A 23,277-nucleotide genomic window follows, 5' to 3' on the forward strand; every position below is an offset into this window, starting at 1 on the left:
GACCACCATGGCGACCGACACCGATGCACCCGACCTCGACCTGATCCGCAAGACGGTCAGCGAGCTGGCCCGCAAGTACGACAACGACTACTGGCTCGACTGCGACCGCAACCACAAGTACCCGTGGGAGTTCGTGAAGGCCTTCGCCGCGGGCGGCTGGCTGGGCGCGATGATCCCCGAGGAGTACGGCGGCCTCGGCCTCGGCCTGCAGGAGTGCGGCGTGATGATGGAGGAGATCGCCGCCTCCGGTGCCGGCATGTCCGGTGGCTCGGCGATACACTTCTACGTCTTCCCGCCGGCCCCGATCATCAAGTACGGCTCGGAGGAGATGAAGAAGAAGTACCTCCCGCAGATCGCCTCGGGCGAGATGCTGCTGGCCTTCGGCATCACCGAGCCGACCGCCGGCGTCGACACCTCGCGCATCAAGACCAAGGCCGAGAAGGTCGACGGCGGCTGGAAGATCAACGGGCAGAAGGTGTTCATCACCAACGCCCAGAACGCCCACCGCATCCTGCTGCTGGCCCGCACCTCCCCGCGCGACCCGGAGCACCCGCTGCGCGGTATGACGATCTTCTGCGCCGAGATGGACCGCGACAAGGTGACCGTCCGCGAGATCGACAAGATGGGCCGCGCGGCGATCGACACCAACGAGCTGTTCATCGACGACCTCTTCGTCGCCGACGAGGACGTCGTCGGCGAGGTCGGCCGCGGCTTCAACTACATCATCGACGGTCTCAACCCCGAGCGGATCGTCGTCGGACTCGAGGGCGTCGGCATCGCCCGCGCCGCCCTCGAGATCGCCACCGAGTACGCCAAGAACCGCGTCGTCTTCGACCGGCCGATCGGCCAGAACCAGGCCGTCGCGCATCCGCTCGCCGACTCCTGGATCCGCATCCAGGCGGCCCGCCAGGTGGCGATGAACGCGGCGAGGCTGTTCGACGAGGGCAAGCCGTGCGGGCCGGAGGCCGCGGCCGCCAAGTACCTCGGCGCCGAGGCGGGCTTCGAGACCGCCAACCGCGGATTCTCCACGTTGGGCGGCTACGCGTACGCGAAGGAGTACCACATCGAGCGGCTGCTGCGCGAGGTCCGGCTGCTGCCGAATGCCCCGTTCTCCCAGGAGATGGTCCGCAACTTCGTCGCCCAGAACGTGTTGGGCCTGCCGCGGTCGTACTGATGCCCGGGCCCCTCGACGGTGTCCGCGTCCTCGTCCTGGCCGGGATGGGGCCGGTGCCCTTCGTGTCCATGCTCCTGTCGGACATGGGCGCCCACGTGGTGCGCGTGGACCGGCCGGCCAACCGCGCGGCCCGTGCCCTCGCGACCACCGAGGGCCTGACCCCCGACCGCGACGTCGTCAACCGGGGCGTCGACTCGATCGTCGTCGACCTCAAGTCCGACGAGGACAAGGCGCGGCTCCTGGCGCTCGTGGAGAAGGCGGACGTCTTCATCGAGGGGTACCGCCCCGGGGTCGTCGAGCGCCTCGGCATCGGCCCGGAGGCGGCGCTGGCGGCCAACCCGCGACTCGTCTACGCCCGGCTCACCGGCTACGGGCAGGACGGCCCGCGTTGCCGCGACGCCGGGCACGACATCAACTACGTGGCGCAGACGGGTGCGCTGGCCGCGATGGCCCGCCACGGGGAGGCCCCGCGACCGCCCATCAACCTGCTCGGCGACTATGCCGGCGGCGGCGCGATCGGCGCCTACGGCATCGTGTGTGCACTGCTGTCGGCGCGTGAGACCGGTCGCGGCCAGGTCGTCGACGCCGCGATGGTCGACGGGGTGGCCCTGCTGACCGCGCGCCTGCACAGCCTGCGCGGGTGCGGCCTGTACTCCGACGAGGCGGGTACCAACGACCTCGACTCGGGTGCGCCCTACTACGAGACCTATCGCTGCGCGGACGGTCGCTTCCTGGCCGTCGGGGCGCTCGAGCCCGACTTCTACGCGCTGTTCCTGGACGGGCTCGGCGTCGACACCTCGCGGTGGCCGGCACAGGACGACCGCTCCCGGTGGGGTGAGCTGCGCGGGCTCATCGGCGACGTCGTGGGGACCCGCACGCGCGACGAGTGGGCGAAGGTCTTCGACGGCACCGACGCCTGCGTGACACCGGTGCTCGACTTCGACGAGGCCGTGCACGCCGAGCACAACCGGGCGCGGCGCATCTACTCGAGCGTGGACGGGGTCCAGCACCCGCGTCCGGCGCCGCGGTTCAGCGGTACTCCTGCGCGGGAGCCGACGCGACCGCCGACGCGGCCCCTGGAAGTCGACGCGTTGGCCGCACGCTGGGCGTGACCGGTCAGGTCGCCTCGGGCCGGGTGGTGGCGGTCAGGGCGCCGGTCATCAACCGGAAGATGGTGTCGATGTCGTCGGCCGTCGACCGCCGCGGCCGCCGGGGCCACCGGCTGAGCTGTTCGGAGGTGTAGACGATGAACAGGTGCAGGTCGAAGGGGTCGATGTCCTCGCGCACCGCGCCGGCCTCCTGCGCCTGCACGACCAACCGGTCCCACAGCTCGGAGAACTCGGTCAGTTCGGGCCGCAGGCGCCGGCGGACGGCCTCGGGCAGGTTGCGGTAGTTGCGGATGTGGGCGGGGGAGACGCTGCCGATCTCGAGGCGGGCCTCGATGAAGGCGCGGATCGCCGTGAAGAGGCGCTCGCGCGGGTCCGCCGCCGCCGGCAGGTGGTCGAGCGCGCCGCGCACCCGTTCGTGGATGTGTGAGATGCCCCAGCCCAGGGCTTCCTCGACGAGCTGGTCACGGGAGTCGAAGTAGTAGTAGAGGCTCGCCCCGCGCAGCCCGGCCTCGTCGGCGATCGCGGTCAGCGTGGTGTTCTCGTAGCCCTGTTCGGCGAGGACCCGGCCGGCCGCGGCGATGATGCGGGCGCGCGTCGACTTGGACTTCGGGGTGGCTTGCTCGGCGCCGCTGCGCGTCATAGCGTGTAGTTCTCCAACAGCCGCCGCCCGATGATCATGCGCTGGATGTCGGCGGTGCCCTCGCCGATCAGCAGCATCGGCGCCTCGCGGTAGAGTCGCTCGATCTCGTACTCCTTGGCGAAGCCGTAGCCGCCGTGGATGCGGAAGGCGTCCTCGACGACGTCGCGGCAATACTCCGACGCCAGGTACTTGGCCATGCCGGCCTCCAGGTCGTTGCGCTGCCCGGCGTCCTTGATGCGCGCCGCACGCACGACCATCTGGTGGGCGGCCTCGACCTTCGTGCCCATCTCGGCGAGGCGGAAGAGCACCGCCTGGTGCTGGGCGATCGGCTTGCCGAAGGTCTCCCGCTGCTGGGCGTAGGAGGCGCCGAGCTCGAAAGCCCGGTGGGCGACGCCGACACCGCGGGCGGCGACGTTGACGCGGCCGACCTCGACGCCGTCCATCATCTGGTAGAAGCCGCGGCCGGGGGTGCCGCCGAGGATCTCCTCGGCACCGATCCGATAGCCGTCGAAGAGGAGCTCGGTCGTGTCGACGCCCTTGTAGCCCATCTTCTCGATCTTGCCGGGGATGGTCAGGCCGGGCGCGACCTCGCCGAAGCCGGGGGTCTTCTCGATGAGGAAGGTCGTGAGGTTCTGGTGGGGCCGGTCTTTCCCCAGGGGTGTGCGCACCAGCACCGCGACCAGCGACGAGCTGCCGCCGTTGGTGAGCCACATCTTCTGTCCGTCGATGGTGTAGCCGCCGTCGTCGTCGGGGGTGGCGGTCGTCGAGATCGCGGCGACGTCCGAGCCCAGCGCCGGCTCGGACATCGAGAACGCGCCGGTCAGCTCGCCGGCGGCCATTCGCGGCAGGTACTTCTGCTTCTGTTCGTCGGTCCCGTGTTGGAGCAGCAGGTAGGCGACGATGAAGTGCGTGTTGACGATTCCCGAGACGCTCATCCAGCCGCGGGAGAGTTCCTCGACGACCAGGGCGTAGGTCAGCAGGGACTCACCGAGACCGCCGAACTCCTCGGGAATGGTGATGCCGAAGATCCCCATCTCCTTCATCGCCGCCACGATCTCGGTCGGGTACTCGTCCTTGTGCTCGAGGTCGGTGGCGACCGGCAGGATCTTGTCGTCGACGAAGGCCCGGACGGTGGCGAGCATGTCCCGCTGCACGTCGGTGAGGTCGGCGGTCTCGCAGAGTCTGCTCATCGGTCGGGTGGTCCTTCCGGCTCGGGGTTCGGGGGAATGGCCCCGAGTATCGTCGATATTATATATTCTAGGCTAATCGTAGAAAAGTTGTCGTGAATCGATGGAGATTGCCATGCGCGAGGCCGTGATCTGTGAACCCGTCCGCACGCCGGTGGGGCGCTACGGCGGGATGTTCGCCTCGGTGCCCGCCGCCGACCTCGCGTCGACGGTGGTCAAGGCGCTCGTGGAGCGGACCGGGATCACGAGCGGGGACATCGACGACGCCCTGTTCGGCCAGTGCTACCCGAACGGGGAGGCGCCGGCGATCGGCCGTGTCGCGGTCCTGGACGCCGGGCTCGACGTCTCGGTTCCCGGCCTGCAGCTCGACCGCCGGTGCGGCTCGGGCCTGCAGGCGGTGATCGACGCGGCCATGCGCGTGCAGACCGGGATCTGCGACCTGGTGTTGGCCGGCGGCGCGGAGAGCATGAGCCAGGCCGAGCACTATGCGCTGGGCCTGCGCTTCGGTCTGCGCGGCGCCGACACTGCCCTGTCCGACCGCATCAACCGCGGTCGCGTGACCGCCGGCGGCAAGTTCCACCCGGTCGACGGCGGCATGCTCGAGACCGCGGAGAACCTGCGCGCCGAATACGACATCTCTCGTGCGGCCCAGGACGAGTTGGCCTACCACTCGCACCGCCGTGCCATCGCCGCACACGAGGAGGGCCGCTTCGCCGACGAGATCGTGCCGGTGACCGTGTCCACCCGCAAGGGGGAGGTCGTGCACGACCGCGACGAGCACCCGCGCGCGGACATCTCGATGGAGACGCTCGCCGGGTTGAACCCGGTGCGCCGCAAGGCGGACCCGGCGTCGACGGTCACGGCCGGCAACGCCAGCGGGCAGAACGACGGCGCCGCGGTCTGCATCGTCACCGCGCCGGAGAAGGCCGAGCAGCTCGGGCTGCGCCCGCTGGCCAGGCTGGTCACCTGGGCGGTGGCCGGCGTCGAACCGTCGCGGATGGGCATCGGCCCGGTGCCGTCGACGAACCTCGCGCTCGAGCGCGCCGGGCTGACCTTCGCCGACCTGGACCTCATCGAGCTGAACGAGGCCTTCGCCGCCCAGGTGCTGGCCTGCACCACCGCGTGGGGGCTGGGGGAGGGCGACTTCCAGCGACTCAACGTCAACGGCTCGGGCATCTCGCTGGGCCACCCGGTCGGTGCCACGGGTGTGCGCATCCTGGCCACGATGCTGCGCGAACTCGATCGTCGCGACGGGCGCTACGCGGTCGAGACGATGTGCATCGGCGGCGGCCAGGGGCTGGCGGCGGTCTTCGAGCGAACCGCCTGACGGCACGATCCGAGACAAGTTAGCATTATATTTTATTCTCCGATTGCGGCTCGTGCCGCACCTGAAAGGACAGCCGTGGCCGCCTACGACGATTTCGAGACCCTGGCGATCGATCGCCCCTCCGACGGGGTGCTGCGCATCCAGCTCACCGGTCCCGACCTGCACGCCGTCGGCCCCAAGGGGCACGCCGAACTCGCCGACGTGTGGCCGGTGATCGCCCGCGACGAGTCGGTGCGCGCGGTGCTGATCCGGGGCGAGGGGGAGCGGGCCTTCTCCGCCGGCGGCAGCTTCGACCTCGTCGAGCAGATGGCCGGCGAGTACGCCGACCGCACCCGGGTCCTGCGCGAGGCGCGCGACCTGGTCCGCAACCTCATCGACCTCCCCCAGCCGCTGGTCGCGGCGATCAACGGCCCGGCCGCCGGCGCCGGTCTGGTCACCGCGATGCTCGCCGACATCACCGTCGTCGGGCGCAAGACCAAGATCGTCGACGGCCACGTGCGCCTCGGCGTGGCCGCCGGGGACAACGCCGCGCTGACCTGGCCGCTGTTCGCCGGGATGCCCAAGGCGAAGTACCACCTGCTGCTCAACGAGCCGCTCACCGGCGAGGAGGCCGAGCGGATCGGCATGGTGTCGATGTGCGTCGACGACGACCAGGTGCAGGACAAGGCGATGGCGATCGCCGAGCGCCTCGCCGCCGGTTCGGTCCCCTCGATCCAGTACACCAAGCACGCGATCAACAACTGGTACCGCCAGAACTGGTCGATCTTCGACGCGTCGCTCGGCTACGAGTTCTACGGCTTCGGCGGTCCGGACGTGGCCGAGGGAGTGTCGTCGCTGCGCGAGAAGCGCGACCCGAACTTCCCCGACGGCCGATAGGCGCCTCGATGAGCAAGCCGCTCGACGGCATCACCGTCGTCTCCCTCGAGCAGGCGATCTCCGCGCCGCTGGCGACCCGCCACCTCGCCGACCTCGGGGCGCGCGTGATCAAGGTCGAACAGCCGGGCACCGGCGACTCCACCCGGCACTACGACTCGGTGGTCCACGGCATGAGCGCCCACTTCGTCTGGCTCAACTACGGCAAGGAATCGGTCGAGCTGGACCTGCGCACCGACGACGACCTCGGACTCCTGCACAAGATGCTGGCCGCGGCCGACGTGGTGGTGTCCAACCTCGGGCCCGGCGCGCTCAACCGGTTGGGCATCGCCCCGGACGAGCTGGCACGGGTCTATCCGCGGCTGATCATCGTGGACATCTCCGGCTACGGGAAGGGCGGGCCGCTGGACCACAAGCGCGCCTACGACATGCTCGTGCAGTCCGAGGGCGGGTCGTGCACGATCACCGGCACCCCCGGGCACCCGGCCAAGCCGGGCATCCCGATCGCCGACTGCGGCACTGCGATGTACGTCTACTCCTCGGTGCTCGCCGCGCTCTACGAGCGGGAGAAGACCGGTCGCGGGGCGATCATCGAGATCTCGATGCTCGACGTCGTGGCCGAGTTCATGGGGCCGGTGATCAACCAGTACATCCACGCGGGCATCGACGCCGAGCCCGTCGGCATGGGGTCGCCGATGATCGTCCCCTACGGCGCCTACCCGACCGCCGACGGCCAGACCGCGGTGCTGGGAACGACCAGCGACCGCGAGTGGCAGCGGATGTGCACGATGATCGACCGTCCCGACCTCGCCGCCGACGAGAAGTACGCGCACAACGCAGACCGGGTCGAGCACCGCGCCGCCCTCGACGAGGCCGTGGCGCAGTGGTCCGCGACGCGGACCCTGGACGACATTCGGGCCGCCGCCGACGAGGCGGGGATCGGCAACGCGCGACTCAACCGAGTCGGCGACCTCGTCGACCATCCGCAGCTGCGCGAGCGCGACCGCTGGCGGGACGTGCAGACCCCGGGCGGTCCGGCCCCCGCACTCAAGCACCCGGGGCTGGCGCGGGGCTGGGAGGCGACCGCCGGATCGGTGCCGGCCCTCGGCGCCGACACCGCGGCGGTGCGCGCCGAGTTCGAATGAGGTGAACCACTCCAACCACTGGCAGTGATCCAGCTAACAATATATTATATTGTCACCCCCCCACCGTAGGACTGACAGGACGACAGACATGACCGACGACCGCTACCACCGCTCCGAGCACTTCATCAACGGAGAGTTCCGACCTGCTCATTCGAACGCAAGGATCGAATTAGTGGACCCGGCGACGGAGGAGGTCTTCGGGTCGACGGCGTTCGGTGACGCCGCCGACGTCGACGACGCGGTCCGGGCGGCCAAGGCTGCGCTGCCGGCGTGGTCGGCGCTCGAGCCCAAGGAGCGCGGGGACTATCTGCGCAAGCTCGCCGATGCCATGGAGAAGCGCATCGACGTGATCGCCGAGACCGTCTCCAAGGAGAACGGCACGCCGATCTCGCTCTCCAAGGCGATGCAGGGGATGCCGCCGGCCAACTACCGCTACTTCGCCGGGCTGGCCGACGCCTTCGTCCCCGAGGAGCACCGCGAGACGATGGCGGGGGATGCCTTCATCCAGCGGATGCCGGTGGGGGTCGTCGGCGCGATCGTCCCGTGGAACGGCCCGCAGCCGTTGATCGCCTGGAAGATCGGTCCGGCGCTCGCCGCCGGCTGCACGGTCGTCGTCAAGCCCGCCGCCGAGACCTCCCTGGATGCCTTCTACTTCGCCGAGGCCGCACAAGAGGCGGGCTTCCCGCCGGGCGTGGTCAACATGATCACCGGCGGACGTGAGACGGGCGCCAAGCTGGTCGAGCACCCCGACGTCGCGAAGATCGCCTTCACCGGCTCGACGCGGGCCGGCCGACAGATCGCCGAGCAGTGCGGCAAGGACTTCAAGCACGTCACCCTCGAACTCGGCGGCAAGTCGGCCGGGATCCTGCTCGACGACGTCGTGCTCGAGGATTTCAAGCCGTTCGTCATGTCGGCGCTCACGCCCAACACCGGGCAGACGTGTCGCGCGCTGACCCGCATTCTGGCGCCGCGCGAACGCTACGACGAGATCGTCGACTTCATCGCCGACACCATGAAGTCGACGCCGCTCGGCGAGCCGTCCAACCCGTCGAACTTCTACGGGCCGCTGGTGAACAAGTCCCAATACGAGAAGGTCATGTCCTACCTCGACCTGGGCAAGTCCGAGGGCGCCGAGATCGTCACCGGCGGAGGTCGTCCGGAGGGGTTCGACAAGGGCTACTACGTCGCGCCGACCGTCTTCAAGAACGTCACCAACGACATGCGCATCGCCCGTGAGGAGATCTTCGGCCCGGTGATCGTCGTCATGCCCTACGACTCGATCGACGAGGCGATCGAGATCGCCAACGACTCCGAGTACGGCCTGGGCGGCGGGGTCTTCTCGCCCGACGAGGACCGGGCGACCGACGTCGCCCGCCGCATCGTCAGCGGTACCGTGTCGGTGAACGCCGCGTCCTGCCCGATGGACGTGCCGTTCGGCGGCATCAAGAACAGCGGGATGGGGCGCGAGCTCGGACCCGATGCGCTCGAGCCGTACACGGTGACCAAGACCATCTTCCGGACCCCGGTCGCCTCGGCCTGACGGGTCGACGACAGAGAGGCCGACCTTGTCGGAAAACGCATCGCGTCCGCTCGCCGGACTGCGGGTGGTGGAGTTCGCCAGTTTCGTGGCCGGCCCGTCGGCCGGGATGACGCTGGCCCAGCTCGGCGCCGACGTCATCCGGATCGACCCGCTCGGCGGCAACTCGGACTATCGTCGCTGGCCGGTCGACGCGGGGTCGCCCAACAGCCTCTACTGGTCCTCGCTCAATCGCGGCAAGCGCTCGGTGGCGATCGACGTCCGCACCCCGGCGGGACAGGAGCTGGTGCTGGCCCTGGCCACCGCCCCCGGTCCCGACTCGGGCCTGTTCGTCGACAACAACGTCGGGCGACCGTGGCTGTCGTACGAGTCCCTCGCCGCGCGACGGGCCGATGTGATCGCCGTCCACTTCGAGGGCCACTCCGACGGCCGCGGTGCAGTCGACTACACCGTCAACACCGAGGTCGGCGTCCCCGATCTGACCGGGTCGCCCGACGGTGCGCCGGTCAACCACGTGCTGCCGGCGTGGGACATCATCGCCGGGCAGAGCGTGACGACGGCACTGCTCGCCGCCCTGCACCGGCGCGAGCGGACCGGGCAGGGCTCGCAGGTCAACATCGCGCTGGCCGACGTCGCCGCGGCGTGGGTCGCGAACCTGGGTTGGCTGACCGAGGTCTCCCAGCGCGGCGACCGCGTGCGCCACGGCAACTACATGTACGGCAGCTTCGGCGTCGACTTCACCACCTCCGACGGCGGTCGCGTGATGGTCGTGGCGCTGACGCCGAGGCAGTGGAAGAACCTCACCGAGACGACCGGCACCACCGAGGTGCTCGCCGCGCTCGCACAGGCGCTGGGCACCGACTTCTTCACCGACGAGGGTCGGTACACCCACCGCGAGGCGATCGCCGCGATCCTGCGGCCCTGGTTCAGCGGCAAGACGCTCGACGAGGCGAAGGCGGCCCTGGACGCCGGCGGTGTCCTGTGGGGCCCCTACCAGTCCATGCGCGACTTCGCCGACGGCTTCCGCGCCGACCCCGCGTCGGCCCCCGTCCTGGTCGACCTCGACCAGCCGGGCATCGGCTCCGTCATCTCGGCGAGCGCGCCCATCCGGGTGGACGAGCAGTACTCCGGCGCGGAGCCGGCCCGCGAGCTCGGTGCCGACACCGTCGAGGTGCTCTCCTCCGTGTTGGGTCTGTCCGTCGGCGAACTGGCCAAGCTCAAGGACACCGGCACCATCTAACCTTCGCCGAGTGTGCGGTGATTTCCGCCGAGTGTGCGCAGAATTTCGCCGAGTGGGCGGTGATTTCCGCCGAGTGGGCGGTGAATCCCGCCGAGTGGGCGATCACATCGGCCTAGGGTCGAGTCATGGACGTGTTGATCGCGGTCTGCCTGATCATCGCGGCGGTCATCCATCTGCTGCCGTTGCCGGGCGTGCTGGGTGCGGGCTGGCTGGAGCGCCTGTACGGCATCGCGATCGACGATCCCGATCTGCTCGTCATGATGCGGCACCGCTCCCTGCTGTTCGGTGTCCTCGGTGGTGTCCTGATCGCCGGTGCGGTCCACCAGGAGTGGCGGGGTCTTGCGATCGTGGCCGGGCTGGTGAGCGCGGCCGGCTTCCTCGTCATCGCGACGATGGTCGGCGGTTACAGCCGCGGGGTGCGGCGAGTGGTGCTCGCCGACGTCGTGGCGGTGGTCGCGCTGGTCGTCGCGGGAGTGGTCCTGCTGCTGCGTTGAGCTGCCTTGACGGACCCTCGAGCGCGTGAAAACCTAACAACAGACCGAGCGATCGCTCGGTAGAAAGCGGAGCGAGTTCATGCCGATCGACCTGTCGTACTCCCCGGAGGTCACCGACCTCGTCGCGCGGACCGAGGGCTTCATCGCCGAGCACGTGTTGCCGGTGGAGATGGAGTTCCACGGCGACATCGAGGCGGCCGGCGGCGACGACCTGCGCCGCGACCTGAATGCCAAGGCCAAGGAGGCCGGACTCTTCGCCCCGCACGCGCCGGTCGAGTACGGCGGCCTCGGCCTCAACATGGCCGACCGGTCGCCGGTCTTCACCGCGGCCGGGCACTCCGTCTTCGGGCCGGCCGCCCTACACATCGGCGCGCCCGACGAGGGCAACATCCACATGCTCGACCACATCGCCAGCGCCGCCCAGCGCGACAAGTACCTCGGACCGCTCGCGACCGGCGAGATCCGGAGTGCCTTCGCCATGACCGAGCCCGCCCCCGACGGTGCCGGCGCCGACCCCAACTGCCTGTCGACGACGGCGGTGAAGGTCGACGGCGGGTGGAAGATCAACGGCCGCAAACGGTTCATCACCGGCGCCGACGGCGCGGGTTTCTACATCATCATGGCCCGCACGGCGGGCAAGGTCGGCGACCGCGGCGGCGCCACGATGTTCCTCGCGCCCGGCGACACCAAGGGCATCAGCGTCGACCGTCACCTGGACACCATCGACAAGGCGATGATCGGCGGCCACTGCGAGATGACCTTCGCCGACGTCTTCGTTCCCGACGAGGACGTCCTCGGCGAGGTCGACGAGGGCTACCGCTACGCGCAGGTGCGCCTCGGCCCGGCCCGCATGACCCACGTCATGCGCTGGATGGGTGTCGCACAGCGCGCCCACGCGATCGCCGTCGACTACGTCCGCGAGCGCGACGGCTTCGGCGGCAAACTCGCCGAGCTCGGCATGATCCAGCAGATGATCGCCGACAACGAGATCGACCTCGCCGCCGCGCAAGCACTGCTCATGCGCGCCTGCTACGAACTCGACCAGGGCGAGCACGCCTCCGACTCGACGTCGATCGCCAAGACCTTCGGCGCCGAGGCCTTCTCCCGGATCGTCGACCGTTGCATCCAGATGTGCGGCGGCCTCGGCGTCTCCGCCGACCTTCCGCTCGCCCGTCTCGCCAACGAGCTGCGCCCTTTCCGCATCTACGACGGTCCGTCCGAGGTCCACCGCTGGGCGATCGCCAAGCGCGCCGTCGGCCGTGCCCGCAAAGCCGCCGAGCGGAAGGGCTGACCCGTGGCCGACCACCCCGGGCTCACCGCCGCGTCCCTCCGCAAGCTGTTGGCCGCCAATGGCGTCGACGTCGTCGGCGACCTGAGGATCGCGCTGATCAGCGGCGGCCGGTCGAACCTGACCTTCGACGTCCGCGACGACGAGCACCACTGGGTCGCGCGCCGACCGCCGATGGGCGGACTCACCCCGTCGGCGCACGACATGGAGCGGGAGTGGGCGGTGACGTCGGCGCTCACGGGCACCGACGTCCCCGTCGCGCCGACCGTCGCGATCGACCGTGCCGGCGAGGTCATCGGTGCCCCGTGCACCGTCGTCGACTTCGTCGACGGGCTGGTGATCCGCTCGACCGACGACCTCGACGTGTGGACCGACGACCAGGTCGCGGCGAACTTCACCGCGCTCGTGCAGACGCTCGCGAACCTGCACGCCGTCGACTACTACGCCGTCGGCCTCGGCGACTTCGGGCGGCCGGAGGGATTCGCCGGCCGCCAGGTGAAGCTCTGGGCCCGACAGTGGGGCCTGGTCAAGACCCGCGACCTGCCCGACGTCGACACCCTTGTCGCCAAGCTGAGCGACCGCGTGCCGTCGCAGGCGCGCGCCGCGATCGTCCACGGCGACTTCCGCGTCGACAACACGATCATCGCCCGCGACGACCCGGCGAAGGTCGACGCCGTCGTCGACTGGGAGATGGCCGCGCTCGGCGACCCGCTCACCGACGCGGCGCTCATGTGCGTCTACCGCCAGCCGGTCTTCGCGAAGGTCCTCGGTTTCGAGGCCGCCTGGACCAGCGACCGCTATCCGAGCGCGGACGACATGGCGCAGGCCTACGCCACCGCCACCGGCATGGACCTGGGGGACTGGGACTTCTACCTGGGCCTGGCGAACCTCAAGTTGGGGGTCATCGCCGAGGGCATCACCCACCGCGCGCTCGCCGGCGGCTCGTCGGGGGCCGAGGGCGCCGAGAAGGCCGCCGAGGCCACCGCGACCTTCATCGCATCGGGGCTGGACGCGGTCTCGTAGTCGCGGCTACCGGAAGGTCGCGATCCCGCCTTCGCGGTCGGACAGGTGCAGGTGCTCGTTGATCGAGAGCACCGTGACCCCCGACCGTCCCACCAAGCACTTGGTGATGGAGGCGTTCATCATCGACGCGGCCAGCTTCGGCCAGTGCTCGGCGCCGATGCCCAGGTGCTGGGCCAGCCACAGCGTGATCGACCCGGCCGACGACACGACCAGCACCGTCTTGCCCGACCCCGCCTCGTCGACCGCCCGCCGCCCGGCCTCGGCGATCCGGCGGGCGTAGTCCGCGAACGACTCGGGGGCCGCGAGTTCCCCGCGCACCCACGCGAGCAGCGTCGCGTCCAGGGACTGCTGGAAGGCGCGACCGTCCGCGTAGTCGGCGGTACTCGTCGAACCCATCAGACCCGACAGGTCGTACTCGTCCCACGCGTCGTCGACCCGCGCCTGCGGGCGTTCGTCGAAGGCGTCGAGCACCCCGGCGAGGGTCTGCCGCTGGCGCGCGAGACCGCCGCTGATCGCCGACGTGAAACCGGGGACGAGCCCGGCCAGCACGGTGCCGGTGACCCCGGCCTGCATCTGCCCGGTCGCCGTGAGGCTCCCCGGCTCGCGACCGTCGTCGACCCCGTCGACGCCATAGGCCGACGGCGACGCCTGACCGTGTCGTACCAGGTAGAGCGAACCCATGACCCCCAGCGTAGGGCCCGGGGCCGGTCGACCCGCGCCATATGCCCGGCGGGTGACCTGTACCACGATCGACCCCGATTGAGGCGTCCCCGTATTGCGCGCCCGACGTTCGCGCTGCTAGCTTGGCCACCATGTCGTCGCATGCGAGCCGCGCCCCGGAGGTCACCTACGTGACCACCGCTTTGGGCTGCCGTCTGCCGCTTGCGCGAATGCTGTGTTGTTGCCGAATGCACTGAGCTCGACCTCATCCCGCCCGATTCCCGGGCACTGAACCGCATTCACCCCCCGACGCTTGAAGCGCTGCCGTGCGCGCGTCGGCACCCCAAGGAACAACCATGACCAGCATTCTCGATCGCCCCACGACCACCCCCGCGCGCCTGGCGCCCGGCCAACGGATCCCGCACGCCCGCTCGCCGCGGCCGATCGGCGTCCCCGTCCCGGCGCGGACCCGCCGCGAGGAACTGCACATCGCCACCCCCGACCTCGCCCTGTCGGAGAAGCCCGCCGCCCAGGTGCTGCGCGCCATCCGCCTGGCCGCCCCCGTCTTCCGCGACGAGATCGCCGACAGCACGGGGCTGTCCATCTCGACGGTCAACCGACAGGTCGGCGCCCTCCTCAAGGCCGGCCTGATCCGCGAGCGCAGCGACCTCGCACCCGCCGGCGCCGTCGGCCGTCCCCGCCTGCCGGTGGAGATCGCCGTCACCGAGCACCTGACCATCGGCGTGCACATCGGCTACAAGGTCACCTCGATCACCGCGCACGACCTGCTGCACCGCGTCGTCGGCGCCATCTCGGTGCCCACGCCCGCCGACGCCGAGGCGGAGAACGCCCTTACCGCCCTGGCGCACAGCGTCCGCGGCTTCCTCGCGCGCTGGCGCGGCCGGGAGATCCGCTGGGTCGGCATCACGCTCGGCGGCCGTGTGCACGACGGCGGCGTCGTCGACCACCCGCGCCTGGGCTGGTCGCAGGCGCCGGTCGGGCAGGTCTTCGCCCAGACGCTCGGCTTTCCGGTGTCGGTGGCCTCGCACGTCGAGGCGATGGCGGCCGCCGAGCTGGTCGCCAACCCCGCGCAGCGGTCCAGCTTCCTGTACTTCTACGCCCGCGAAATGGTCGGCGTCGCCTTCAGCGTCGACGGTTCGGTGCACACCCCGAGCGGTGGCCCGCCGGTGATCGGGCACTTCCCGATCGGCCAGACGGTCCTGCTCGACCCGCACCGCACCGGGCAGCTCGAAGCGGCCACCAGCGACACCGGCATCGTTGCCGCCGCGCGCGCCGCCGGACTCGACGTCACCGAGATCGCCGACGTCCATGCGGCCGCCGGCGACGGGAACGAGCTGGCCCGCGACATCCTCACCGAGCGTGCCGAGGTCCTCGGCCGCGCGGTGGCGCTGATCGCGGACATCTTCAACCCCGACCACGTCGTCCTCGGCGGGCAGGCGTTCACCGACGCGCCGCAGACGCTGCCCGTCGTCGCCCGCGTCATCCGGGAGACCAGCGTGACGGCCAAGCGTGACGTGCGCGTCTCGCGAGCCGGGGTCACCGTGCAGCAGCAGGCCGCGGGTGCGACCTCACTCGACGCGCTCTACTCCGACCCGCTTGGGGCAATCGGCATCACCGGGTAGCGCCGCTGGGCACGCTCGGCGGAAAACTGGGCACGCTCGGCGAGAATCTGGGCACGCTCGGCGGAAAACTGGGCACGCTCGGCGAGAATCTGGGCACGCTCGGCGAGAATCTGGGCACGCTCGGTCAGGTCAGTCGGTGGTGCGGCGGTAGTACGCGCGGATGGCGATGGGCGCGATGATCGCGGTCAGCACCAGCGACCAGATCAGGGTCGCGAGCTCGGGGTGCTGCAGCGGCCACGGCGCGGTCGGCGGTGCCGCCGGGCCGTTGCCCCACAGCACGCGCATCGCCTGCACGAGCGCCGAGATGGGATTCCACTCGGCGATCGTGCGCAGCCACGTCGGCATGCCGGCGGTCGGGACGAAGGCGTTGGACAGGAACGTGATCGGGAACAGCGTGGTGAACATGAAACCGTTCACCGCCTCGACGGTCTTGAGCCAGGACCCGACCCACAGGCCGAACCAGATCATCGCGAAGCCGAAGAGCAGGACCAGCGCGAAGCCGAGCAGCGCCTCGGGCACCGACGTGCGGATGCGCCAGCCGATCAGCAGGCCGGTGATCGCCATGACGACGATGCCGATCGACGAGTGCAGCAGCGCGGCGATCGCTCGGCCGACGATGACCGACGACTGGTGGATCGGCAACGACCGGAAGCGGTCGATGATGCCCTTGTCCAGGTCGGAGGTGACGCCGTTGGCCACGATGAACCCGGTGAAGGCGATGGTCTGGCCCATGATGCCCGGCAGCAGGAACTCCTTGTAGTTGCCGCCGTTGGGCATGCTCACGGCCGAGCCGAAGACGAAGGCGAACAAAAGCACGAACATCACCGGTTGGAAGGTGACGTCGGCCAGCATCTCGGGCATGCGCTTGGTGTGGATCAGGTTCCGCTTGACCATGATCCAGGACTGGCGCCACAGACTGGTGGGCGCGATGTCGAGGGGGACGGTTGCGGTCATGACGGGGACTCCTCGTCCGATTCGGTGCGTTTGCCGGTGAGTGAGAGGAAGACGTCGTCCAGGCTCGGTCGGGCCAGGCCCAGGTCGTCGACCTCGATGCCGGACTCGTCGAGCCAACCGGCCGCGGTGGTCAGGTCGCCGAGGCCGTCGGCCGCGACCGTCAGCCGGCGCGGACCCTCCTCGACGTGGACCTCGTGGCCGGTGCGCTTGAGCACGTCGGCCGCCGCGCCCAGGTCCTCGGCGCGGGAGACGGTGAGCACCAGGCTCGCCGCGCCCGCCCGCTCCTTGAGCTGCAGCGCGGTGCCGTGCTCGATGATGCGGCCGTGGTCCACCACGACGATGTCGTCGGCGAGCTGGTCGGCCTCCTCCAGGTACTGGGTGGTGAGCAGCAGCGTCGTGCCGTCGTTCACCAGGTCGCGCAGCACCTCCCACAGCTCCGATCGCGCATGCGGGTCGAGCCCCGTCGTCGGCTCGTCGAGGAACAGCACCGGCGGGGCGGCGAGAAGGCTGACCGCGAGGTCGAGGCGTCGTCGCATGCCGCCCGAGTAGTCCTTGACCGGCTTGTTCGCGGCGTCGGTGAGGGAGAACTGCTCGAGCAGCTGGTCGCCCCGCGCGGTCAGCGCCTTGCGGCCGATGCCGTACAGCCCGCCGATCATGTTGATGTTCTCGCGGCCGGTGAGGATCTCGTCGACGGTCGCCGCCTGACCGGTCAGGCCCATGCTGCGGCGCACCTCGTCGGGGTGCTTCAGCACGTCGTAACCGGCGACGCGGGCGGTGCCGCTCGTCGGCTCGGACAGCGTCGTCATCATGCGGACGGTCGTCGTCTTGCCGGCGCCGTTGGGACCGAGCAGTCCCAGGACGGTGCCGCGCGGGACCTCGAAACTGATCCCGTCCACGGCGGTGAAATCGCCGAATCTCTTGACCAGGTCGATGGCCTCGATGGCGATGTCCGAACTCGGGGTGGCGGTCATAGCTCCCGACCGTAGGCGAGCCCCCTGACAAGCGCCAGAGATTTACTCAGCGGCCGCGCGCCGGCTTCGACGGGTTCTTGGGCGGGCCGAGCGTCGACGCCCGCAGGCGCCGGTACCCGCGCACCGCCAGCGGCGGGATCGATCGGACCCGGAACCGGTCGTCGCCGGACAGGGCGTTGGCGAGGTCGTGGTCGACGAGGATGGTGCCCGGACGCGCCGAGCCGCACAGCCGGGACGCGATGTTGACCGGTTCGCCGAAGACGTCGCCGTGCCGGGCCAGCACCTCGCCGCGGGCCATCCCGACGCGCAACTCGGGCACCGGCGGGACGCCCGCGATCGTCGCCTGGATGTCGATCCCGGTCTGCGCCGCAGCGGCGGGGTCGGGGTTCACGAACATCACCGCGTCGCCGAGGGTCTTGACGACCTGTCCGCCGTGGTCGGTGATGACGGCGTGCGCCCGGTCCTCGAAGGCGGCCAGCAGCTTCTCCAGCTCGTGCATGTCGATGCGCCGGGACAGGCTGGTGAACCCGACGATGTCGGCGAACCCCACGACCTCGGTGGTGCGCACGCCGGCCAGCCGCTGCGACTCGGCGTCGGCCGGGTCGATGTTCTCGAAGTCCCGCTCGAGGTCGAGGTGCATGTGCCGCCGCCACACGAGCTGCTGGATCGCGCCGATGGCGCGCACCATGTCCTCGAGCGGCCAGGTGATGGCCTCGTTCTTGGACAGTTCGAGCAGGGTGTCGGCCTGCCAGTCGGCCAGCCGGGCCATCGTCTGGCCGATCGCCCGGGCCATCGCCACCTGTTCGTCCTCGGGGATGACCTTCGACGACTCGATGAGCAGTTTGAGCGAGTCGACGTCGCGCTGGGTGAAGATCTTCTCGTCGGTCTGCCGCCGGGCGAAGCCGAAGGCGTTCCACAGGCGCTCGACCCGTTCCGGCGGGGCGTCGAGCTCGGCGATCAGCTCGTCGCGGCTGTAGCGGGGCTCGTCGGTCATGGCTCAAACGTTAGCCATCTGTGCCAGGCAGCAACACACCCTTCATTAGGTAGGCCATCTGCGCGGCGAACTCCGGGCGCGACGTCCCGCGGCGCAGGCGCACCGCGTCGTTCACGATCGACAGCGCCGCGTGCACCCCGACCGCCGCCTCGGCCGGACCGGTCGGATCGGGTCCACCGGCGAGCGCCGGGTCGGCCTGCGGCAGCAGGTCGATCCAGCGGGCGACGTAACGGCGCTGGTTCTCCAGCAGCTCGCGCGCCGACGGGTCGGTCGCCAGCGCCGGGGCGTTGTTGAACGACACCGACAGGTCGGGGGTCGCGGTGATCACCGTGACGTAGGAGTCGACGAGGGCGGCGAGGATCTCACCGGGCTCGTTGGAGGAGGCGTAGGCGGCCATCACCCCGGCCTCCAGGCGGGCGGAGCTGCGCTGGCCGATGCCGACGAGGATCGCCGCCTTCGACGGGAAGTGGTTGTAGACGCTCGGCCCGCTGATGCCCACGGCCGCGCCGATCTCGTCCACCCCGACGTCGGCGTAGCCGCGCTCGGCGAACAGGTTCGAGGCGGCGTCGAGGATCTCGTCGCGGCGGGTCTCTGACGGCATCGGCGGCACCTCCGGCGGTCGGGGAGGCGCCTGCGACGGCCGCAGCCGCAGCAGTCGCTCGCCGCGTCCGACGAGCTCGTCGATCTCGCGCGCGGGGGAGAGCCGCGTCTTGTGGACGGCACTCGAGCCGGCGACCGACAGCAGGGCCCAGGTGAGCTGGGAGCGCTCCCACCCGGCCAGGTCGGGGTCGTCGCCGAAGAGCACCTCGGCCCAGCGGCGCAGCACCGCCCGGGTGCGCAGCGCGACCTCGCGGTTCTGCTCGTCGCTCAGATAGGCGCCGGTCCAGCGCCACAGCGACGCCGAGTCGGGCCGCTTGCAGATGGTTTCGACGAGGGCGCGCAGGGCGTCGTCGGATGGGGCCATTCGGCCGGAAAGCGCCCGGTCGGTGCAGATTTCCAGGTCGTCGACGCCGGACAGGACCGCCGCCCCCAGCAGGTCCTGTTTGTCGTCGAAATGTCGGTACAGCGATGGTGCGGTGACCCCGGCGGCGCGGGCGATGTCGGCCATCGAGACGTGCGGGTACCCGCGCTGCACGAAGAGCTCGGCAGCGTGGTCGATGAGCTGTCGACGGCGGTCGGCCGGACGGCTCGCGCGGGGGGATTGCACGGTCATGGTGAACAGACCATAGCCCACAGAAGCCACAAGATGAACATTTTGACCAGCAGGTATAGCCAAATAAGTTATTGCGCGTTAGTCTCCTTGCGTAACCAACGATGGTTCGTGTGAAAGGAACATCCGTGCCTGAGCAAGCATTCATCTACGAGGCGGTCCGCACGCCTCGTGGCAAGCAGCGCGGCGGCGCGCTGCACAGCGTTAAGCCGGTCGACCTGGTCTCGCGCCTGATCGACGAACTCCTCGCCCGCCACGGCAGCCTCGACCCCGCCGACGTCAACGACGTCGTCCTGGGCTGTGTCGGCCCGGTCGGCGAGCAGGGCGCGGTCATCGCCCGCACGGCCGCCCTCGTCTCCGGTCTGCCGGAGTCGGTTCCGGGCACCCAGATCAACCGCTTCTGCGCCTCGGGCCTGGAGGCCGTGAACCTGGCCGCGGCCAAGGTGGCGTCGGGCTTCGACGACCTGGTCCTGGCCGGCGGCGTCGAGTCGATGTCGCGCGTTCCGATGGGCAGCGACGGTGGCGCCCTCTTCATGGACCCCACCACCGCCTACGACAACTACATCGCCCCGCAGGGCATCGGCGCCGACCTGATCGCCACCATCGAGGGCTTCTCCCGTGACGACGTCGACACCTACGCGGCCGAGTCGCAGGCCCGTGCCGCCAAGGCGTGGGAGTCGGGCTACTTCGCCAAGTCGGTCATCCCGTTCAAGGACATCAACGGCGTCGTCCTGCTCGACCACGACGAGCACATCCGCCCGGGCACGACCGTCGAGTCGCTCGGCAAGCTGAAGCCTGCCTTCCAGGGCCTGGCCGACATGGCCGGCTTCGACGACGTGGTCATGCAGAAGTACCCGAACGTCGAGAAGGTCAACCACGTCCACACCGGCGGCAACAGCTCCGGCATCGTCGACGGCTCCGGCCTGGTGTTGATCGGCTCCGAGGAGGCGGGCAAGCGCAACGGCCTGACCCCGCGCGGCCGGATCGTCTCCTACGCCGAGATCGGCACCGAGCCCTCGATCATGCTCACCGGCCCGACACCGGCCACCGAGCTGGCCCTGAAGAAGGCCGGCCTGACCGTCGAGGACATCGACGTCTTCGAGCTCAACGAGGCCTTCGCGTCGGTCGTCATGAAGTGGATGAAGGACCTGAAGATCCCGCGCGAGAAGGTCAACGTCAACGGCGGCGCCATCGCGATGGGCCACCCGCTCGGCGCCACCGGCGCCATGATCCTGGGTACCTGCCTCGACGAGCTGGAGCGCACCGGCGGCCGCTACGGCCTGGTGACCCTCTGCATCGGCGGCGGCATGGGCGTCGCGACCGTCATCGAGCGCGTCTAAGCGCAGACCAGACCTGAAGAGAGAAGAACCATGAGCGACAACATGTTCAACTGGGAGAAGGACGCCGACGGCGTCGTCATCCTGACCATGGACGACCCGAACCAGGGCGCCAACACGATGAACGACCTGTTCGTCACCTCCATCGCGGCCACCGTGGACCGCCTCGAGGCCGAGAAGGACGACATCACCGGTGTCGTGCTGACCTCGGCGAAGAAGACCTTCTTCGCCGGCGGCGACCTCAAGGACATGAGCGCCGAGCGCAAGGAGAGCAAAGAGGAGATCGCCACCGCGATCACCGAGCGCGCCAACGGCATGAAGGCCGTCATGCGCCGCCTGGAGACCCTCGGCAAGCCGGTCGTCGCGGCCATCAACGGTGCCGCCCTCGGCGGCGGCCTCGAGCTGGCGCTGCACTGCCACTACCGCGTCGCGGCCGACACCAAGGGCTCCAAGATCGGCCTGCCCGAGGTCACCCTCGGCCTGCTGCCCGGCGGCGGCGGCGTGGTCCGCACCGTGCGCCTGCTCGGCATGCAGAACGCCCTGATGGGCGTCCTGCTGCAGGGCACCCAGTTCAGCCCGGCCAAGGCCAAGGAGACCGGTCTGGTCGACGAGGTCGTCGGCACCGTGGAGGAGCTGGTCCCGGCCGCGAAGAAGTGGATCAAGGCCAACCCCGAGGCCCAGCAGCCCTTCGACGTGAAGGGCTACAAGATCCCGGGCGGTGCCCCCACCAACCCGGCGGTCGCCGCCAACCTCCCGGCCTTCCCGGCGCTGCTGCGCAAGCAGATCAAGGGCGCCAACATGCCGGCTCCGCGCGCCATCATGGCCGCGGCGATCGAGGGCGCCTACGTCGACGTCGACACCGCCGACCTCGTCGAGACGCGCTACTTCGTCTCGCTGGTCACCGGCCAGGTCGCGCAGAACATGATCAAGGCGTTCTTCTTCGACCTGCAGCACATCAACGGCGGCGGCTCGCGGCCCAAGGGCTTCGACAAGTACACCGCCAAGAAGGTCGGCGTCATCGGCGCCGGCATGATGGGCGCGGCCATCGCGTACGTCAGTGCCAAGGCCGGCTGTGAGGTCGTGCTGAAGGACATCAACATCGACGCCGCGAACAAGGGCAAGGACTACTCGGTCAAGCTCGAGGAGAAGGCACTCTCGCGCGGCAAGACCACCGAGGAGAAGTCCAAGGCGCTGCTCGACCGGATCCACCCGACGGTGGACGCGGCCGACTTCAAGGGCGTCGACTTCGTGATCGAGGCCGCCTTCGAGTCGGTCGAGGTCAAGGAGAAGGTCTTCCAGGAGATCGAGGACGTCGTCGAGCCCGACGCCGTGCTCGGGTCGAACACCTCGACGCTGCCGATCACCATCCTCGCCGAGGGTGTCAAGCGGCCCGAGGACTTCATCGGCATCCACTTCTTCTCGCCGGTCGACAAGATGCCGCTGGTCGAGATCATCAAGGGTGAGAAGACCTCCGACGAGGTGCTCGCGAAGGTCATCGACTACACGCTGCAGATCCGCAAGACCCCGATCGTCGTCAACGACAGCCGCGGGTTCTTCACCAGCCGCGTCATCGGCACCTTCATCAACGAGGCCGTCGCGGCCGTCGGCGAGGGCGTCGAGCCGGCGTTCATCGAGCAGGCGGGTTCGCAGGCCGGTTACCCGGCGCCGCCGCTGCAGCTGATGGACGAGCTGACCCTGACCCTGCCGCAGAAGATCCGCAAGGAGACCGAAGCGGCGGCCAAGGCCGAGGGCAAGGAGTTCCCGGAGCACGGCTCGTACGCCGTCATCGACTGGATGGTCGACCAGGGCCGTACCGGCAAGAAGGACGGCAAGGGCTTCTACGACTACACCGACGGCAAGCGCGGCCTCATCTGGCCGGAGATCCGCACTCACTTCAAGTCCGGCAGCAAGGAGATCCCGCTGGAGGACATGAAGGAGCGCATGCTCTTCGCCGAGGCCCTCGAGACCGTGAAGTGCTTCGACGAGGGCGTGCTGACCTCGGTGGAGGACGCCAACATCGGCTCGATCTTCGGCATCGGTTTCCCGCCGTGGACCGGTGGCGTGATCCAGTACATCAACCAGTACGAGGGCGGCGTGCAGGGCTTCGTCGACCGTGCCAAGGACCTGGCGTCCAAGTACGGCTCGAACTTCGAGCCCCCGGCCTCGCTGGTTGATAAGGCCAAGAAGGGTGAGAAGCTCACCAACGAGACGCTGACCAAGGTCAAGGCCAAGGCCTAAGCGTCCCGCAAGCCGAGAAGGCCCCGCACCGTTCGCCGGTGCGGGGTCTTTTCGTTGCGACGAAACCCCGACTGTCGAATATTCGATTGCCCGCCCGCGTCGACGGTGGGAGAGTTCTCGCCCGGAAGCAGTCACGCGCACGCGGCCCGGCCGGGGTACCGCAACCGGGTCCCGCACGTCGCGCAGCTGAATCCTCCAAGTGGCACGGCTCGCCAAGAGCCCAGAAGGTTCGA

20 protein-coding genes are annotated in these 23,277 nt (G+C 69.7%); 13 read left to right on the forward strand and 7 right to left on the reverse strand.

Going from position 1 to position 23,277, the window contains the following annotated elements; translation table 11 throughout:
• Positions 1-7: 7 nt before the first annotated feature.
• Together QM634_RS12575 and QM634_RS12580 are read left to right on the forward strand one after the other, a co-directional pair.
• On the forward strand, positions 8-1,174 hold the full coding sequence (locus QM634_RS12575; protein WP_415043119.1) for an acyl-CoA dehydrogenase family protein: 1,167 nt from the start codon (positions 8-10) through the stop codon (positions 1,172-1,174).
• The gene (locus tag QM634_RS12580; RefSeq protein WP_415043120.1) at positions 1,174-2,286 is read left to right on the forward strand and encodes a CaiB/BaiF CoA transferase family protein; all 1,113 of its coding nucleotides are present in this window, start codon (positions 1,174-1,176) and stop codon (positions 2,284-2,286) included. Before QM634_RS12575 ends, QM634_RS12580 begins: the two co-directional genes overlap by 1 nt.
• Positions 2,287-2,290: 4 nt before the next feature.
• Here the strand turns inward: QM634_RS12580 and QM634_RS12585 are convergent, their stop codons facing one another.
• A complete protein-coding gene (locus QM634_RS12585) occupies positions 2,291-2,923 on the reverse strand; it encodes a TetR/AcrR family transcriptional regulator (RefSeq protein WP_415043121.1) in 633 nt (210 codons plus the stop codon).
• Positions 2,920-4,113 carry an acyl-CoA dehydrogenase family protein gene (locus QM634_RS12590; RefSeq protein ID WP_415043122.1) on the reverse strand — a complete coding sequence of 398 codons (1,194 nt, stop codon included), beginning with the start codon at positions 4,111-4,113 and terminating at the stop codon, positions 2,920-2,922. Before QM634_RS12590 ends, QM634_RS12585 begins: the two co-directional genes overlap by 4 nt.
• A gap of 112 nt (positions 4,114-4,225) precedes the next feature.
• Between QM634_RS12590 and QM634_RS12595 the strand changes: the two genes are divergently transcribed.
• The 8 genes from QM634_RS12595 to QM634_RS12630 all read left to right on the forward strand — a co-directional run bounded on the left by QM634_RS12595 (position 4,226) and on the right by QM634_RS12630 (position 13,037).
• Positions 4,226-5,437: an acetyl-CoA C-acetyltransferase gene (locus tag QM634_RS12595; RefSeq protein ID WP_415043175.1), complete on the forward strand. Its 1,212-nt coding sequence runs from the start codon at positions 4,226-4,228 to the stop codon at positions 5,435-5,437.
• Between the two features lie 75 nt (positions 5,438-5,512).
• Complete coding sequence (locus QM634_RS12600; RefSeq protein WP_415043123.1) at positions 5,513-6,313, forward strand: enoyl-CoA hydratase/isomerase family protein; 801 nt, start codon at positions 5,513-5,515, stop codon at positions 6,311-6,313.
• 8 nt (positions 6,314-6,321) lie between these two features.
• The gene (locus QM634_RS12605; protein WP_415043124.1) at positions 6,322-7,455 is read left to right on the forward strand and encodes a CaiB/BaiF CoA transferase family protein; all 1,134 of its coding nucleotides are present in this window, start codon (positions 6,322-6,324) and stop codon (positions 7,453-7,455) included.
• Between the two features lie 88 nt (positions 7,456-7,543).
• Positions 7,544-8,995, forward strand: a complete 1,452-nt coding sequence (locus tag QM634_RS12610; protein WP_415043125.1) for an aldehyde dehydrogenase — start codon at positions 7,544-7,546, stop codon at positions 8,993-8,995.
• Between the two features lie 25 nt (positions 8,996-9,020).
• Positions 9,021-10,232 (forward strand): CoA transferase, encoded by a 1,212-nt coding sequence (locus tag QM634_RS12615; RefSeq protein ID WP_415043126.1) that lies wholly within the window; start codon positions 9,021-9,023, stop codon positions 10,230-10,232.
• Positions 10,233-10,357: 125 nt separating this feature from the next.
• Positions 10,358-10,726, forward strand: coding sequence for a hypothetical protein (locus QM634_RS12620; protein WP_415043127.1), 369 nt, complete (start codon positions 10,358-10,360; stop codon positions 10,724-10,726).
• 79 nt (positions 10,727-10,805) lie between these two features.
• Positions 10,806-12,017: an acyl-CoA dehydrogenase family protein gene (locus tag QM634_RS12625; RefSeq protein ID WP_415043128.1), complete on the forward strand. Its 1,212-nt coding sequence runs from the start codon at positions 10,806-10,808 to the stop codon at positions 12,015-12,017.
• 3 nt (positions 12,018-12,020) lie between these two features.
• Positions 12,021-13,037: a phosphotransferase family protein gene (locus tag QM634_RS12630; protein ID WP_415043129.1), complete on the forward strand. Its 1,017-nt coding sequence runs from the start codon at positions 12,021-12,023 to the stop codon at positions 13,035-13,037.
• A gap of 6 nt (positions 13,038-13,043) precedes the next feature.
• Here QM634_RS12630 and QM634_RS12635 read toward each other — a convergent pair whose 3' ends face one another.
• Positions 13,044-13,718, reverse strand: a complete 675-nt coding sequence (locus QM634_RS12635) for a histidine phosphatase family protein (protein ID WP_415043130.1) — start codon at positions 13,716-13,718, stop codon at positions 13,044-13,046.
• Between the two features lie 335 nt (positions 13,719-14,053).
• Here QM634_RS12635 and QM634_RS12640 point away from each other — a divergent pair, with 335 nt between their 5' ends.
• Entirely contained in the window at positions 14,054-15,340 is a 1,287-nt protein-coding gene (locus QM634_RS12640) for an ROK family transcriptional regulator (RefSeq protein ID WP_415043131.1), read from the forward strand.
• A 129-nt stretch (positions 15,341-15,469) separates the two neighbouring features.
• Here the strand turns inward: QM634_RS12640 and QM634_RS12645 are convergent, their stop codons facing one another.
• From QM634_RS12645 to QM634_RS12660, 4 genes are read right to left on the reverse strand one after another with little or no spacing between them, the layout of a single operon-like run.
• Complete coding sequence (locus QM634_RS12645; protein ID WP_415043132.1) at positions 15,470-16,294, reverse strand: ABC transporter permease; 825 nt, start codon at positions 16,292-16,294, stop codon at positions 15,470-15,472.
• Positions 16,291-17,265, reverse strand: a complete 975-nt coding sequence (locus tag QM634_RS12650; RefSeq protein WP_415043133.1) for an ATP-binding cassette domain-containing protein — start codon at positions 17,263-17,265, stop codon at positions 16,291-16,293. Before QM634_RS12650 ends, QM634_RS12645 begins: the two co-directional genes overlap by 4 nt.
• A 46-nt stretch (positions 17,266-17,311) precedes the next feature.
• Positions 17,312-18,259: an adenylate/guanylate cyclase domain-containing protein gene (locus QM634_RS12655; protein ID WP_415043134.1), complete on the reverse strand. Its 948-nt coding sequence runs from the start codon at positions 18,257-18,259 to the stop codon at positions 17,312-17,314.
• A gap of 10 nt (positions 18,260-18,269) precedes the next feature.
• Positions 18,270-19,472, reverse strand: a complete 1,203-nt coding sequence (locus tag QM634_RS12660) for a TetR/AcrR family transcriptional regulator (RefSeq protein ID WP_415043135.1) — start codon at positions 19,470-19,472, stop codon at positions 18,270-18,272.
• A 125-nt stretch (positions 19,473-19,597) separates the two neighbouring features.
• Between QM634_RS12660 and QM634_RS12665 the strand changes: the two genes are divergently transcribed.
• Together QM634_RS12665 and QM634_RS12670 are read left to right on the forward strand one after the other, a co-directional pair.
• On the forward strand, positions 19,598-20,809 hold the full coding sequence (locus tag QM634_RS12665; RefSeq protein WP_415043136.1) for an acetyl-CoA C-acetyltransferase: 1,212 nt from the start codon (positions 19,598-19,600) through the stop codon (positions 20,807-20,809).
• A gap of 30 nt (positions 20,810-20,839) precedes the next feature.
• A complete protein-coding gene (locus QM634_RS12670) occupies positions 20,840-23,044 on the forward strand; it encodes a 3-hydroxyacyl-CoA dehydrogenase NAD-binding domain-containing protein (protein ID WP_415043137.1) in 2,205 nt (734 codons plus the stop codon).
• The last annotated feature ends 233 nt before the right edge of the window (positions 23,045-23,277 follow it).

Origin of the sequence: Gordonia sp. (in: high G+C Gram-positive bacteria) (genome assembly GCF_047606305.1) — a bacterium.
GTDB lineage: Bacteria > Actinomycetota > Actinomycetes > Mycobacteriales > Mycobacteriaceae > Gordonia.